Raw genomic sequence first — 14,983 nt, forward strand, 5'->3', positions numbered from 1 at the left:
GTCAAAACCTACAAATCACGAAGATGCAATTGTAGAGAAATATATTGCGAGAGCCGTAGAGGTTCGAGCTAAGAGTTTCTCTGTGGCTATGCCGAGAGGGTCACACCCGTTCCCATCCCGAACACGGAAGTTAAGCCTCTCAGGGCCGATGGTACTGCACTGGTAACGGTGTGGGAGAGTAGGTCGCCGCAGGGAATTTAATAGAAAAGCCCCGTCAGGATTTCCTGACGGGGCTTTTTGCTGTCAACTCCCGCAATGCCATGACACTACTCACCGCCGGTACCTCCCCAGCAAGTCTCGGAACAGCACAAGCCTCTCTGTTTAAGCATTGCAACTTACACATAAAGGCTCTGGCCTGAAGATTGGTTTCCACTTATAATTGACCATGCCCATTCTAAGCAAAAGGCAGGTAAGCGCTATGAGGAGAGCCCCAGGAGTCTTCCGACAGCCAGAGTTTCAGATATTTCTCTTCTGTCTCATGTTCTCTTTGTTCAACTGGCCATTCCTGGCAGTGGTCAGCAACAGTGGCTTAAAGAGCCTGTTTATCTATCTCTATGGGCTCTGGTCTCTTTTAATACTCTCGTTGTTTTTACTGCAGAAGAGTATCCGCGCCAAAAAACCCGACAGCGCTGCTACTCGCAAGGGAGGTGGCTAGATGCTCACTCCCTTTAGCCTCATCGTCGTGTGCAGCCTTTATATGGCCGCCTTGGTCGTTGTCGCCATATGGGGCGAACGTAGGGCCGCCGCGGGCAAAGACCTCTGCAACAATCCCATCGTCTACGCACTGTCACTGACCGTGTTCCACACCGCATGGACTTTCTATGGCAGCGTCGGAAAGGCTGCTTCGATGGGCATGATCTTTCTCACTGTATATGTCGGGGCCACGCTTTCTGTCGTCTTGTGGTGGCTGATCCTGCGGAAGATGGTGAGGATAAAGAATATCTACCGCATCACCAGCATCGCAGATTTCATCTCTTTGCGTTACAGCAAGTCAACTGCTCTAGCTGCCTTGGTGACTATCATCTGCATCTTCGGAGCAGTTCCGTATTTCTCCCTTCAGCTCAAAGCCATACTGGCGACCTTCAATCTTATAACCGGTTCCACCGGCGGATTCTGGAAGCACCTTGACATCGGGCTCTTTATCTGCGCTTTCGTCATCTTGTTCACCATACTGGTCGGCGTGAGAAAGCTTGTGCCTACCGAACGCCACCAGGGAATGGTGGTTGCGATGACTGCTGCAAGTATAGTGAAGCTGGTTCCGTTTCTCGCAGTCGGAGCGTATGTAACCTACAGCATGTACGGAGGCTTCGACGACGTATTCAGTCGTTTTGCTCAAGTACCGGCCCGCACCACCCTTACCTCAACACAGTGCACTCCCTCCTTTTATGCCTCCTGGACGACTTACATGCTGCTTTCCATGTCGGGCGTGATGTTCCTGCCGCGGCAATTTCACATGGCGGTAGTTGAGAACGTCGACGAGAAGCACATCCTGACGGCCATGTGGCTCTTCCCACTGTATATGCTGCTAATCAACCTCTTCGTTGTCCCGGTAACGCTGGCCGGCCTTATGGCTGGGTACCCGGCGCAGCAGGCAGACAATTTCATTCTCATGCTGCCGCTTGCCAACGGGCAAGGGGTGCTGTCACTGCTTGTCTTCCTCGGTGGTTTCTCGGCAGCGACCGGGTTGATCATCATCGCATCTATGACTATTGCTACCATGGCCACCAATCATCTGCTGTTACCGGTCATCGAGTCGGTGACATTCTTGCGCGGTCTCAAGCAGTATCTGCTTCAGTGCCGTTGGCTCACCGTCGCCCTGCTGGTGTTCGCCGGATATTGGTTCCAGGGAGTGGTGGGGAAATCCTTTATCTTGGTTGACATCGGCGTCCCTTCCTTTGCCGCTGTACTGCAATTGGCTCCTGCAATAATCGGCGGGCTGTACTGGAAAAAGGGGAACCTGGCCGGAGCATTTCTCGGGATGGCAGCAGGTTTCCTACTCTGGATGTACACATTGATATTGCCGGCCTTAGTGCAAGGCGGGTTGTTAGACCCTGCTATATTGGATGACGGCTTATGGGGAATAGCATGGCTCCGCCCGGAGCAGCTTTTTTATGTAACCGGGTTGGACGCGGCAAGCCATTCCGTATTTTGGAGCATCTTCGTCAATGTTGCCCTGTACTTCCTCGGATCGTTGTTCTTTGCGCAGGACATTCAGGAGGGCAGCATAGCCGAGCAGTTTGTAGGTGCGCTAGACATAGGCCCCACCCCCGGACCTTCAGGCATGGAGGCCGGAATCGATCTGGCAGCCAAGATGAAGGAGATAGAAGAGCTTTACAGTCAATACTTTCCTCCGGAGAAATCATCCGCGATGGCCGCAGCGTGTCTTTCGACCTTGAGGATGGAACGAAAGAGCAGAATCTCTGTGGCCGACCTGGCCGAATTGTACAACGAGGCGCAGATCATTCTGGCGAGTGCAATAGGCGCTGCGGCAGCACACAGGGCTTTCATAAAGAGCTATGTAATTTCCGAGCAAGAGCAAAGCACCTTGAAGCAGGTCTATGCCGATATGATTGCCGAGCTAAAAATGGCCCCCTCCGATCTTAAGAGAAGGATCGACTACCACCGGGAACGGGAGCAACTGCTGAGCCTGCAAGCACAAGAGCTGGAAGAGAGGGTAAGGGAGCGCGACCAGGAAATAATGCAGCGGCGGAATGCTGAACAGGCACTCAGAGACTCGGAGCGGCGTTTGGCTGACATAATCGATTTCCTTCCCGATCCGACCTTTGTCATCAATGCACAAGGAGCGGTCGTCATCTGGAACCGCGCCGCAGAGGAATTCACCGGTGCCAAGGCCGAAGACATGCTGGGTAAAGCCAGTAACGAGTGCGGCATCCCCTTCTATGGAATGAGGCGACCGCTGCTGCTCGACATGGTGCTGACCCCATGGCTGGCGGACGAGATCAAACCGCTGTATGAGCGGCTCGTCGTCGAAGGGGACAAAATTATCGGCGAGAGTCCGGTAAAAAGCGCCTCACGCCCGCACGCTTATACCATGGCAATGGCAGCACCTTTGTATGACTCTGAGGGTAGGCTCATCGCGGTGATCGAATCGGTACGGGATATCACCGAACTGAAGGAGGGAGAGGATGAGCTGAAGAGGCACCGCGCCCATCTTGAGGAGCTGGTTCGCGAGCGGACAATGGAGCTGTTGGTTGCCAAGGAACGGGCCGAGGTGGCAAACCAGGCGAAAAGCGCCTTCCTCTCCTGCATGAGCCACGAACTGCGCACCCCCCTAAACGCCATACTGGGGTACGCCCAGATCCTGAAGCGGCAGGACAACCTGACGGATGCGCAACGGCAGCAGCTGGAAATTGTCCGCGGCTGCGGCGAGCATCTGCTTTCGCTCATAAACGACGTCCTGGATATGGGTAAGATCGAGGCCCAGAAAATGGAGCTTGAAGAACTCTCCTTTGATCTCTCCGCCCTACTGGGACAGGTGTTCAGCATCGCCAAGGTGAAGGCGGATGAGAAGGATCTGGGATTCAAGTACGAGGAACTGAATCGTTTGCCGCGGGCCGTGCGGGGGGACCAGCGTAAACTCAAGCAGATCCTGCTGAACCTGCTTTCCAACGCGGTGAAATACACGCACCGCGGCTGTGTGACTGTTCGTGTGCGTTACCACTCGAGCACCGGCGTATTCGCGTGCGAGATAACGGATACCGGCACCGGGATCCCCCGGGACAAGCTCGGTATCATTTTTGAGCCGTTCGTCCAGTTGGCGGATGGGGGACAGATCCGGGAGGGAACCGGCTTGGGGCTCTCGATCACCCGGCGCCTGGTGAGCCTGATGCATGGACAGGTCACGGTGGAGAGCGAACCCGGTGCAGGGAGCACCTTCAGGGTGGAACTGCCGCTGCCGACGGTGACAGAAGGCGAGATCTCCCGAGCGGTGGCCGGGCAGGCAATCTCCGGCTACCAGGGGGAGCGCAGGAGTATCCTCATCGTCGATGACAATGTCACCAACGTTTCGATGCTGGTTGCCCTGCTGGAACCCTTGGGCTTTCAGATCCACACCGCAGAAAACGGGCGGGACGCGCTGAGTAAGGCATTGGAGCAAAAGCCCGATCTCGTGCTGCTGGACTTGGTCATGCCGGAGATGGATGGGCTGGATGCTGTCCAGGAAATGAGGCGGCACCGAGAACTGGACTTGACCAGGATCATCGGGACCTCGGCGACGGTGACAGATAGCGCCCGCAGGGGCATGTTTTTGCGGCAGTGCGACGACTTTATCGGCAAACCCGTTCCACTGGAACTGCTCCTGGACAGGATCGCTTTCCATTTGAATGTGAGATGGGAGGTGGCTGCGGCCAAAATAGCGGCGACAGAGCTCGGCGAGAAACAGGAAAGGGTGGAAGCTGTCGAGGCTCCCCCCTTTGCAGAGCTGAAGCAGCTTCACAAACTGGCGTTGATGGGGGACATGCAGGGAGTCCGATCCTGGGCCGACCGTCTTGAGGAGCGGGAACCAAGATACCGCCGTTTTGCCGACATGTTGCGTGGCCTTGCCGGCGAGTTCAGGGTAAAGGCCATACTTGCGCTGGTGGAGCAGCAGATGAGAGAGTCGTCGTGAGCCCGCAAAAAGGGGACAGGCACCTGCGGAGAAAGGGGGACAGGCCCCTGCGGAGCCAGTCCCCTAGGGGGATATCGGCGAAAACCTTTGCCGGAGAAAAGATATGAACGCCATCATCGCACAGCCAAAAGATCACGCGGCCGCCATCCTGGTTATAGACGACGACGCCAACAACCTCGCCATCGTTTCCTCTCTGCTGCAGGAGTACAGCTATACCATCTATGTGGCGGAGGATGGCGAGAGCGGCATCAGGCGGGCGCTTTTAACCCGGCCCGATCTGATCCTGCTGGATGTGCTCATGCCCGGCATCGACGGTTTCGAAACCTGCCAGAGGCTCAAGGCCGTGGAAGCGACTCGCGACATCCCGGTTATCTTCATGACTGCGCTGGCGGAGATGGACCAGAAGGTAAGGGGGTTCGACGCCGGGGCTGTGGACTACATAATCAAGCCTCTTCAGCGCGAGGAAGTCCTGGCCCGCGTGGGGGTGCATATCCACCTTCGTCACCTGGCAATGGAGCTGCAGGAGAGCAACGCGTCGCTTGAGAAGCGGGTTGAGGACCGCACGGCGAGCCTTGCCAGCACAAACGATGAGTTGCAGAAGGAAATCGCGGAAAGAAAGCTGGCAGAAGAGGCACTTGCCGTGAAGCAGGAACAGTTGGAGGCCTTGAACCTTAGTCTGGAGCAACGAGTGGTTGAGGAAGTGGAAAAGAACCTTCAGAAGGACCGTCTGTTGTTCCAGAATACGCGGTTGGCCGCGATGGGTGAGCTCTTGAACAACATTGCACATCAGTGGCGCCAGCCGCTTAACAAGATTGCGTTATTGATCCAGGGCTGCCTGTATGAGTCCGATGAGGGGAAACTGGAACACGAATCCTTTAAAAGCTGTGTGAATAGATGCATGGAGCTCATCACCTATCTGTCGAACACCATCAACTCGTTCCAGAGCTTCTTCATGCCTGAGGGTGAGCCCGGCGAATTCAACCCTTGTGAAACAGTGGAGAAGTCGCTGGCATTAGTCAGGAACAGCTACGAGGAAAATGGCATCTCCGTCAGGATCATGAACGATGGGTCAGTGCCGATGATGGGGTTTCGCAACGCATTTTCCCAGGCTGTTTTGAGCATGCTCAACAACGCCCAGCAGGTGTTGCTGGAACGCGGCACGCCGCAACCGTTGATCGAGGTGGACTGCCTGTACCGAGACGGCAAAAATATCGTCACGATCAGCGACAACGGCGGCGGGATCGACGAAAAGATAATCGGGAAAATTTTCGACCCTTATTTCACCACCAAGTTCAAAGCACAAGGGACCGGCCTAGGGCTTTACATGGCCAAAATGATCATCGAAAAGAACATGGGGGGGAGACTTTCCGCACGCAACACAAAGGCAGGAGCCGAGTTCACCATCGAACTACCATTACCGGACAGTTGAAAGAACCAGCGCGTTTAATCACGGAAAGGCTTGTGATGAAGAAAAACCCCGCATCCGGTAAGGAGGCGGGGTTTTTAGTGCGGGGTAGAGACGTTCGGTTATTTCGAAGCGAAGGCGACCTTGTACACGTCCTTGTACTCCCTGGCGAAGTGGACCTCCAACCCCTCCTTGAGGTAGTCGGGGAGTTCGGCGAAGTCCTTCTTGTTGGCGTCGGGGAAGATCAGCACCTTCAGCCCGGCGCGCCGCGCCGCTATGGTCTTTTCCTTCACCCCGCCGATAGGGAGCACCCGCCCGGTCAGGGTCAGCTCCCCCGTCATGCCGAGCTTCTTCCTTACCGGCCTTCCCTGCATCATCGATATCAGCGCCGTCGCCATGGTGACCCCTGCCGATGGGCCGTCCTTGGGGGTGGCGCCGGCGGGGACGTGCAGATGCACGAAGTGGGTATCGAAGTAGTCCTCCGCCGCGCCGTACTCCTTGAGATGCGCCATGACGAAGGAATAGGCGATTTCCGAACTCTCGATCATGACGTTGCCCAACTGCCCCGTCTGCCTGAACCCCTTGCTCTTGCTCGCCATCGCCGTCGCCTCGATGGGGAGGGTGGCTCCCCCCATGCTGGTCCAGGCGAGCCCGGTGACGACGCCGGGGACCCCCTCGAAGATCTCTTCGGTGCTGAACACCGGCTGCCCCAGGTATACCGGAAGGTCTTTCCCTGTGACGACGATGGGCTCGCTGCGCCCGGTCGCGAACTCCCTGGCTGCCTGACGCATCAGCTTCTTGATGCGGTTTTCCAGTGTGCGCACGCCCGCCTCGCGCGCCCACCCGTCGATGAGAGCCGCCAGCGCCTCCTTCCTGATGGTCACCTGCCCGTTCTTGAGGCCGTGGTTCTTGAGGGCCTTGGGGATCAGGTAGCGCTTGGCTATCTCCATCTTTTCCTCCAGCACGTAACCTGAGAGCCGGATCACCTCCATCCGGTCCAAAAGCGGCGCCGGGATGGTGTCCAGCTGGTTGGCGGTGGCGATGAAAAGGACGTTGGAGAGATCGAAGGGGACGTCCAGGTAATGGTCCCGGAAGGATCCGTTTTGTTCGGGGTCCAGCACCTCGAGGAGAGCCGAGGCGGGATCCCCCTGGAAGGAGGCCCCGATCTTGTCGATCTCGTCCAGCATCAGCACGGGGTTGGACGACCCGGCGCTCTTCATCGCCTGCACGAACTTGCCGGGCATGGCGCCGATGTAGGTGCGGCGGTGCCCCTTGATTTCCGCCTCGTCACGCATCCCTCCCAGGGAGAAGCGGTAGAAGGTCCGCCCCAGGGCATCGGCGATGCTCTTGCCGATGGAGGTCTTGCCGACCCCCGGGGGGCCGACCAGGCAGAGGATGGAGCCGGAGATGTCCCCCTTCATCTTCCCCACCGCGATGAACTCGGTGATGCGGTCCTTCACGTCGTTCAACCCGTGATGGTCGCGGTCCAGAATCCTGCGGGCCTTGTCGATGTTGTAGGAATCCTTGCTGTACTTCCCCCAGGGAAGGATGGTCAGCCAGTCGAGGTAGTTCCGCGTCACGTGGTATTCGGCGGAGGCGGGCTCCAGCAGCTTGAATTTTTCCAACTCGTCGGTCACCGCCCGCTGCGCCTCGGGGTTCAGCTTCAACTGCTTGAGCCGCTCCTCGAATTTCTCGACCTCCGTGGTCTTCCCTTCCTTTTCCAGCCCCAACTCCTTCTTGATCGCCTTCAACTGTTCCCTAAGGAAGAACTCCCGCTGCTGCTGGCTGATCTTCTCCTCGATCTGCTTGGTGATCTTGGTCTGCAGCCTGGAGACCTCCAACTCCTTCTTGAGCAGGTTCAGCACCATGTCGATCCGTTTGCGGACGTCGAAGGTCTCCAGTACCTGCTGCAGTTCCTGGCCGTCGGCCGAGGTGAGGCTGGCGGCGAAATCGGACAGCCTGCCGGGGTCGTCCAGGCTGGAGCGACCCAGGAACAGCTTGATCTCCTCCGAGTAGAGCGGGTTGATCTGGACCAGTTCCTTCAGGGTGCTGATGACCGCCATCGAGTACGCCTTGAGCTCCGGGTTCACCGAGAGCTCGGTGCCGTACTGGTAGGCTACGTTGGCAAAGAGAACGCCGGAGTTGTCATCCAACTCCCGGATGGAGAAGCGGTCCAGTGTGTTGACGAGGAACTGCACGCCGTCTTCGTCGGCTTGCATGATCTTCACGATCTTTCCCGCGACCCCCACGCTGTGCAGGTTGTCCGGGCCATCCGGCTTCTCCGGGTCTTTCACCAGCGCAAGTCCTATGGCGCGCGCAGGGGTTTCCATGGTCCGCTTCACTGCCTGCACCTGTTGCGGGTCTTGGACGGCCATCGGGATCAGCATATTCGGGAATGCCGGGCGCGGCCGCAGCGGTATGATCGGAAGCCCGGCCGGGAGCACTTCTGAGGCAAGTACCAGCCCGCTGCTTTCGGTGTTGTCGTCGGTTTCCGCTTCCAGTACCTCGATATCTTTCTGGCTCATGATGACACTCCTACTGGATGTTTTATTAAAAGCTAAGCATCGCGGCCGGAGCTGTCAACCGTGCAGCCGCTACAAATTGAGGCTGCCGTCCTAACTGCGGAGAATGCCGCCCGCGGTTTTGAATGGTAGGTGCAATAGGCGGATTAAAGGAATCATGCAACGTAAAGGTGACATAGCCGACGGTAAAGAATAAGAGCCGTTGAATATAACGGCGCGGTGTCGGTTGATATTTTCATTTGATGCTGTACACCAATACAGGTGTCTCGCCGGCACTGACAACAAAACGACATCTGCTCACAGCAGGGAAGGAGAGAGAATGAAAATACTGATGGTACTGACCTCGCATGACAAGCTCGGCAATACCGGTGAGCAGACAGGTTTCTGGCTCGAAGAGTTCGTCGCTCCTTACTATGTCTTTAGGGATGCTGGAGCCAGATTGACCATTGCTTCGACAAAAGGAGGCAAGCCTCCCATCGATCCTAAGAGTGATCTCCCTGAAAACCAGACAGAGGGGACGCGGCGCTTTGCCAGGGATCAGGCCGCTCAGGCTGAACTTGCCAACAGTATCAGTCTTAGCGCCGTTTCCGCCGAAGAGTACGACGCGGTATTTTACCCCGGCGGGCACGGTCCCCTGTGGGATCTCGCCGTCAACCCCACCTCGATCTCCTTGATCGAGAAATTTGCCAGATCCGGGAAACCGGTGGCCGCGGTCTGCCATGCCCCGGCTGTGCTGGCGGATGTAAGGGGAGAGGATGGCGATTACCTGGTGAAGAACAAACGGGTGACCGGGTTCACCAATTCCGAGGAACGGGCGGTCGGACTGACCGAGGTGGTCCCCTTTCTACTGGAGGACCGGCTGAAGGATCGGGGGGCGCTCTTTGGCAGCGGCGCGGATTGGCAACCGTACGTGCAGGTGGACGGCAAGTTGGTCACCGGACAGAATCCGGCATCGTCCGCGCCCGCAGCCCAGGCCCTGCTCCAACTGCTGCAGAGCTGAACCGTGAGCGTTGCGGTAAAGGGAGGAACTAATGACTGAATCCATACGCAAGATCAGGAAGGTCTGGAAGAGCGAGCCCACCATCGAGGGGGCCGGGGTGCATCTGAAACGCGCTTTCGGCAATTACCAGGTCCCGATGTTCGACCCCTTCCTGCTGCTGGACGATTTCCACTCGGATGACCCGGCGCATTACCTGAAGGGGTTCCCCTGGCACCCGCACCGCGGCATCGAGACCATTACCTATGTGCTGCAGGGGAGGGTGGAGCATGGCGACAGCATGGGGAACAAAGGGGTGATCGAACCGGGCGACCTGCAGTGGATGACTGCGGGGAGCGGCATCATCCACCAGGAGATGCCTAAAGGCGACAGCGACAACCGCCTGTGGGGATTCCAGCTCTGGGCCAACCTCCCTGCCTCGCACAAGATGATGACGCCGCGTTACCAGGGGATCCTGGCCTCAGAAATCCCCGAAGTCACCATGAACGGCATCAAGGTGAAGGTGGTCTGCGGCCACGCCGGCGGGGTCGAGGGGCCGGTGCGGGACGTGATAGCCGCCCCCGAGTACCTGGACGTCACCGTCCCGGAACAGGCCATTTTCACCCACACCATCAAGCGCGGCTACACGGCGCTCGCCTACGTCATCGACGGAGAGGCGTACTTCGACGGGGAAAGAAACGCCTTCGGGCACGACGTGGTGGGGGTCAATTATTTCGATCTGGAGAGACGCTGCGAGTGCGGACCGGAAAACCTCATCCTCTTCAGCGACGGCGATCTGGTGTCGGTGACCACGCAGTCGAAGCCGGTCCGCTTTCTTCTGATCAGCGGCAAGCCGATCGGGGAGCCGGTGGCGTGGTACGGCCCGATAGTGATGAACAGCCAGGAGGAACTGCAGCTTGCTTTCGAGGAGTTGGAGAAGGGGGCCTTCGTGAAAAAGGGGAGCGAAAAGCGGGACACCCTGTAGGGTGTCCCGCTTTTTTTCGGGGACTAGTTGTTGCCGCTTTCCTGCGCCTTGAGCTTCTCGTTCGGGGTCAGCTCGATCTGCACCCGGCGGTTCAGGGCCCGGTTGGCGTCGGAATCGTTGGGAACGGCCGGATGGCTGGAGCCGTACCCTATGGCTGCCATCTTGGCACCCGGGACGCCTTGGGAAACCAGGTAGTCGCGGACACGGTTGGCGCGCCTTTCGCTCAACGGCTGGTTGACGGCGTTGCTGCCGGTCGAGTCGGTGTGCCCTTCAATGGTGATAGTGGTCTGGGAGTCCTTAAGAGTGCCGGCGGCCCGGCTCAAAGCGTCCTTCGCTTCCGGTTTCAGGGCGTCCTTCCCCAAGTCGAACAGGATGCCGGACGGCAGCGCGACGTACACCTTGTCGCCGTCGCGAACCACCTCGGCTTCGGGCATGCTCTTTTTGAGTGCCACCGCCTGGCGGTCCATGTACTGGCCGACCGCGCCGCCGACCACTGCACCGGTAAGGCCACCGATGGCTGCATTCCTGCCGCGGTGCGACTTGCCCCCGAGGAGAGCGCCTGCACCGGCGCCCAGTGCCGCTCCGCCCAATGCGCCGATACCGGTCCTCTTGAACTCGTAGCTTCCATCCGGGTTCGTAGCGCAACCGGTTGCTAACAGGGCAACCGCTGACATTCCAACAACCAGTTTTACGATCCAACGTGCTCTCATTGTTCTCTCCTTGTGTAGTGTAATGTGGACTCGGACTGGAAAAACATATCACTGCCAAGCCCAAGATCAACCCTGACATAGAATGCCGCAGCTAACTCTACTTCCGCTCAGACAGTGGGCTAGCCGGCGGTTTGCAACAGAAACTTCTCGATGATGCTGAATGTGACTTGCGGCTTTTCTTCCTGAGGGTTATGACCGCACTCTTCGATCACCTGCAGCTTGGACCCGGGTATGGCGGCTTCCAGCCTGGTTCCCTGGGACAGGGGTACGATCTGGTCGTGACGCCCCCAAAGGAGCAACACCGGGAGCGTGAGGTCCCCGTAGCGGGACGTTATCTCTTCCTGGTCCACGGGAACCAGCGAGCGGCAGGTTTCAACCAGGGCGCGCTTGGCGTCCCGATTCCGATAGCAGGGGGCGTAGCGCGCGATGTGCTCACGGTCGATGAGGCGGTGGTCGTAGTAGGCCATCTTCAACCCCACCTTGATCCAGATATCCGGCGCGTACAGGGCGATGAAAAGTGCGGCGGCGAGACGGTTCTCGAAGATCTCGGCCATGAGCGGCAGCCGTTGGAGGTACCCCGGACCGCCCATTATGACGAGGGCCGATACGGCGCCGGCATCCCCCTTGATCATGGCCTCGACGGCTGCGACCAGTACCACCGCAGCACCGAGAGAATGCCCCACGAGCGTCGCCCCCCGGAGTCCCTCGCGCTCGATGAAGCAAAGGAGCCTCCGGCTGTGCCCCCTGATGGAGTAGTCCGCTTCCCGTGGCTTGGCGGATTCCCCGGATCCCAGAAGATCCAGGAGGTAGACCGTGTACCTGTCGGCAGGGAAAAGCGGGACCAGGTCCTTCCAGGTTTCGGAACGGGCGGCAAGCCCGTGAACCAGGACGATCTTGCTGGGACCGGTGCCGTAGCTGCGGTAGCGGAGGGTTTCACTGGGGGAGACGGGGCATGCCCCGAGCGGCGAGTTCATGGCAGGCAAGTGTAGCAGAATCTTTCCGAAGGCGGCAGTCTAAAGTGAAAAAGGGGAAATTAAGGCATAAAAAAGCCCGATGAGAGTTCACCGGGCTTTTCGAGAAAAAAATAACTGGCGTTCAGAGAACCTTCCTCAATCCGTGGAGGTGTTTTTCTTTGCTGCTACTGCTAACACCTTTTTCAGGTCTTTTTATGCCCTAACGGATGAGATTTAAGAGCCTGCTCGGCTTGGCCTCTTGAGCGCCAGTTACCAACCCCTGATACCGCTTCATGTATCAGGAGTTGTTTCGTGTTTCGTTGTTGAGGTTGTTGTTGCTTCCCTCCATAAGAAACATTCTACTCCTTGCGTTTTCGAGGAGCAACACCTTTGTTAGACCTAACGCTTGCCGCACTTAATGAGTTGTAAAGGGAGATGGATGTGCAACGCGTACTGATGATCAGCACCAACAGCGAAACAGTTCCCCAGCCGACGGTCCCAATCGGGGCGGCCTGGGTGGCCGAGGCGTTGCGCCTGTCGGGGTTCGAGGTGCAATTCCTCGACCTCTGTTTCCAGAAGAAGCCTCTTGCCGCTGTCGAGGCCTCCCTCCGCGCCTTCCGCCCCGACGGGATCGGGCTCTCCATCCGCAACCTCGACAACTGCGACTTCCTCTCTCCCCAGTCGTACCTCCCCGCAGTCAAGGAGACGGTCGATTTCATCAAGACCGTCAGCCGCGCGAGGACGCTGGTGGGGGGGGCTGGGGTAAGCCTGATGCCGCTGCAGGTGCTGGAGTACCTGGGACTGGATCATGCCGTGGTGGGGGAGGGGGAGCACGCAGCCCCTTCCTTTTTTCGTGCCGCGAGCGTCGCCGACGCCTGCCAGGTCCCGGGGGTGGTATCCAGGCATGGGAGCATGCCGAAGCCGCCGCAGCTGTCGAACGAGTTCGTGCCGCCGCGGCCCCACAGCTGGGTGGACACGCGGCGTTACCTGGGTATGGAGCCGGTGCTCCCGGTCCAGGGGAAAAGAGGGTGCGCCAACCGCTGCCTCTACTGCACCTATCACAACGTGGAGGGAGAGGCCTGGCGCATCAGGGAACCCGCCGCCGTGGTCGAGGAGATGTTAAGCGCGATGCGGCACACCGGCGCCAGGGAATTCGAGTTCGTCGACAGCGTCTTCAACGAGCCGCCGGGGTACCTCGAACTACTGCTGGAAGAGATCCTCAGGAAGGGGGTGCGGGCGCGCCTCAGCGTCTCATCGCTATCTCCCAAGGGCTTGACCCGCGACCAGGTGAGGCTCATGGAAAGGGCGGGGATGACCTCGCTGGTCATCACCCCGGAAAGCGCTGCCGACGCCACGCTCGCTGGCTTGGGAAAAGGGTTTGGCGAGGCGGATGTGCATCGTGCGGCAGAGATTCTCTCCGGCTCCAGTATCCGCGCCCTTTGGTGTTTCCTCGTGGGCGGCCCCTCTGAGAACGGGGATAGCGTGGCTAAGACGGTACGCTTCGTGAACAGGCTCCCCCGCAAGGAGAGCGCCTACATCACCACCGGGATCAGGATCTACCCCGGCACCGGCGTGCACCGCCTGGCGCTGGAGGAGGGGATGGTCGGGCCGGAACAAAATCTGCTGCACCCAGCCTTTTATTTCACCAGGGAATTGACCCCGCAAAAGACCATGGAGATGCTGCAACGGGGGGTGTCCGATCTCTCCCGGTGCATCTTCCCTTCGGAGGCCAACGAGAAATCGCTCGGCATGCTGCGCCGGCTGGGGACACTGCTCCGTCTCCCCACCCCCTTCTGGCGCTACGCAGGGTACGCCAAAAGGATTTCCCCCGGCAGTAGGCGATAAACTCAGCCGCCGGGCCTGCGGCAGGAAAAATTGTATGTTAGACTCCTTCAACGTTTGCCCGGGATGCCGGGCGACAAAATGACCTCCAGGGGGCCCTTACTTGCATTCAATTCACCGTCGGAACCTCGCTGAAGCCACATCTGAACCTACGTCTCGCCATGGCGCTTCCCTTCCTGCCGGCCGGCTTTTGCCGCTTTTGCTGCTGGCCATCACCATGTTCTTCATAGCCCCCCTCCCTGCACAGGGCTCTCCCGTACCGGTCCGTTTCGCCGAGGGGATGGTGCGCGGGTTCCTGGAGCTGTCGGATGCCGACGGCAAGCGCATCGCCTCCGGAGATTTCCTTCAGGTCCCCCGCGGGGGGGAGCTCAAGTGCCGCACCGTGCTCTATTTCAAGGATGGCTCGCTGCACGACGAGTCGGCGGTCTTCACCCAGGAGCGGACCTTCCTGATGAAGAACTATCACCTGATCCAGAAGGGAAAGTCCTTCCAAGAGGAGATGGAGGTCTCCCTCGACCGTGCCGGCGGCAAGTACCGGGTGAGCGTTGGGAAACAGGGGCAAGAGAAGGTGCTGGAAGGAAAGCTTGACCTGCCGCTCGACGTGTACAACGGGATGGTCCCGACGGTGCTGAAGAACCTCCCCGAAGGGGCCAGGGAGAAGATCCACATGGTCGCCTTCACCCCTGCCCCGAGGGTGATCGAGCTCGACATGGTACCGGACGGGGAGGACCGGGTGCTGGTCGGCGACCTGGAGAAGAGCGCCGACCATTACGTGCTCAAGCCGAAACTCGGCCTGTTGAAGCTCCCCGCGGCGCTTCTGGGGCGCACCCCGCCGGACAACCACATCTGGACCATCACCAAAGACGTCCCCGCCTTCGTCAGGTTCATGGGACCGCTGGCGTTCGGTGGCCCGATCTGGCGCATCGAACTCGCCAGCCCGCGCTGGCCCAAATAGCAAACCGT

General features: G+C 58.8%; 9 protein-coding genes and 1 rRNA gene. 7 read left to right on the forward strand and 3 right to left on the reverse strand.

All coding sequences use genetic code 11. The features are described 5' to 3' along the window. The first annotated feature begins 78 nt into the window (after positions 1–78). The 3 genes from rrf to K419_RS0109645 all read left to right on the forward strand — a co-directional run bounded on the left by rrf (position 79) and on the right by K419_RS0109645 (position 6,056). Positions 79–195, forward strand: a 5S ribosomal RNA gene (gene rrf / locus K419_RS0109630). Between the two features lie 460 nt (positions 196–655). Next, positions 656–4,627 (forward strand): ATP-binding protein, encoded by a 3,972-nt coding sequence (locus K419_RS0109640; RefSeq protein ID WP_026841400.1) that lies wholly within the window; start codon positions 656–658, stop codon positions 4,625–4,627. A 103-nt stretch (positions 4,628–4,730) separates the two neighbouring features. Next, complete coding sequence (locus K419_RS0109645; protein ID WP_026841401.1) at positions 4,731–6,056, forward strand: hybrid sensor histidine kinase/response regulator; 1,326 nt, start codon at positions 4,731–4,733, stop codon at positions 6,054–6,056. 98 nt (positions 6,057–6,154) lie between these two features. On the opposite strand, the gene lon is transcribed toward K419_RS0109645, so the two are convergent. Then, the gene (gene lon / locus K419_RS0109650; RefSeq protein WP_026841402.1) at positions 6,155–8,557 is read right to left on the reverse strand and encodes an endopeptidase La; all 2,403 of its coding nucleotides are present in this window, start codon (positions 8,555–8,557) and stop codon (positions 6,155–6,157) included. Between the two features lie 316 nt (positions 8,558–8,873). On the opposite strand from lon, the gene K419_RS0109655 reads away from it, so the two are divergent. Then, entirely contained in the window at positions 8,874–9,554 is a 681-nt protein-coding gene (locus tag K419_RS0109655; RefSeq protein WP_026841403.1) for a type 1 glutamine amidotransferase domain-containing protein, read from the forward strand. A gap of 31 nt (positions 9,555–9,585) precedes the next feature. Continuing rightward, the gene (locus K419_RS0109660) at positions 9,586–10,515 is read left to right on the forward strand and encodes a pirin family protein (protein WP_026841404.1); all 930 of its coding nucleotides are present in this window, start codon (positions 9,586–9,588) and stop codon (positions 10,513–10,515) included. A 23-nt stretch (positions 10,516–10,538) separates the two neighbouring features. On the opposite strand, the gene K419_RS0109665 is transcribed toward K419_RS0109660, so the two are convergent. After that, on the reverse strand, positions 10,539–11,225 hold the full coding sequence (locus tag K419_RS0109665) for an OmpA family protein (protein ID WP_026841405.1): 687 nt from the start codon (positions 11,223–11,225) through the stop codon (positions 10,539–10,541). 119 nt (positions 11,226–11,344) lie between these two features. Beyond that, positions 11,345–12,199 (reverse strand): alpha/beta fold hydrolase, encoded by an 855-nt coding sequence (locus K419_RS0109670; protein WP_026841406.1) that lies wholly within the window; start codon positions 12,197–12,199, stop codon positions 11,345–11,347. Between the two features lie 414 nt (positions 12,200–12,613). On the opposite strand from K419_RS0109670, the gene K419_RS0109675 reads away from it, so the two are divergent. Further along, positions 12,614–14,023 carry a B12-binding domain-containing radical SAM protein gene (locus K419_RS0109675; protein WP_226377668.1) on the forward strand — a complete coding sequence of 470 codons (1,410 nt, stop codon included), beginning with the start codon at positions 12,614–12,616 and terminating at the stop codon, positions 14,021–14,023. A gap of 100 nt (positions 14,024–14,123) precedes the next feature. Beyond that, positions 14,124–14,975 (forward strand): hypothetical protein, encoded by an 852-nt coding sequence (locus K419_RS0109680; RefSeq protein ID WP_026841408.1) that lies wholly within the window; start codon positions 14,124–14,126, stop codon positions 14,973–14,975. Positions 14,976–14,983: the final 8 nt, after the last annotated feature.

Origin of the sequence: Citrifermentans bremense R1 (genome assembly GCF_000426865.1) — a bacterium.
Classification (GTDB): Bacteria; Desulfobacterota; Desulfuromonadia; order Geobacterales; family Geobacteraceae; genus Geomonas; species Geomonas bremensis.

What these genes read in the sequence shown, in the direction of transcription:
- K419_RS0109640 (WP_026841400.1), top strand. Translation starts at nt 656, where the DNA reads ATGCTCACTCCCTTTAGCCTCATCGTCGTGTGCAGCCTTTATATGGCC.
- K419_RS0109670 (WP_026841406.1), bottom strand. Translation starts at nt 12,199, where the DNA reads ATGAACTCGCCGCTCGGGGCATGCCCCGTCTCCCCCAGTGAAACCCTC.
- K419_RS0109645 (WP_026841401.1), top strand. Translation starts at nt 4,731, where the DNA reads ATGAACGCCATCATCGCACAGCCAAAAGATCACGCGGCCGCCATCCTG.
- K419_RS0109675 (WP_226377668.1), top strand. Translation starts at nt 12,614, where the DNA reads ATGGATGTGCAACGCGTACTGATGATCAGCACCAACAGCGAAACAGTT.
- K419_RS0109665 (WP_026841405.1), bottom strand. Translation starts at nt 11,225, where the DNA reads ATGAGAGCACGTTGGATCGTAAAACTGGTTGTTGGAATGTCAGCGGTT.
- K419_RS0109660 (WP_026841404.1), top strand. Translation starts at nt 9,586, where the DNA reads ATGACTGAATCCATACGCAAGATCAGGAAGGTCTGGAAGAGCGAGCCC.
- lon (WP_026841402.1), bottom strand. Translation starts at nt 8,557, where the DNA reads ATGAGCCAGAAAGATATCGAGGTACTGGAAGCGGAAACCGACGACAAC.
- K419_RS0109655 (WP_026841403.1), top strand. Translation starts at nt 8,874, where the DNA reads ATGAAAATACTGATGGTACTGACCTCGCATGACAAGCTCGGCAATACC.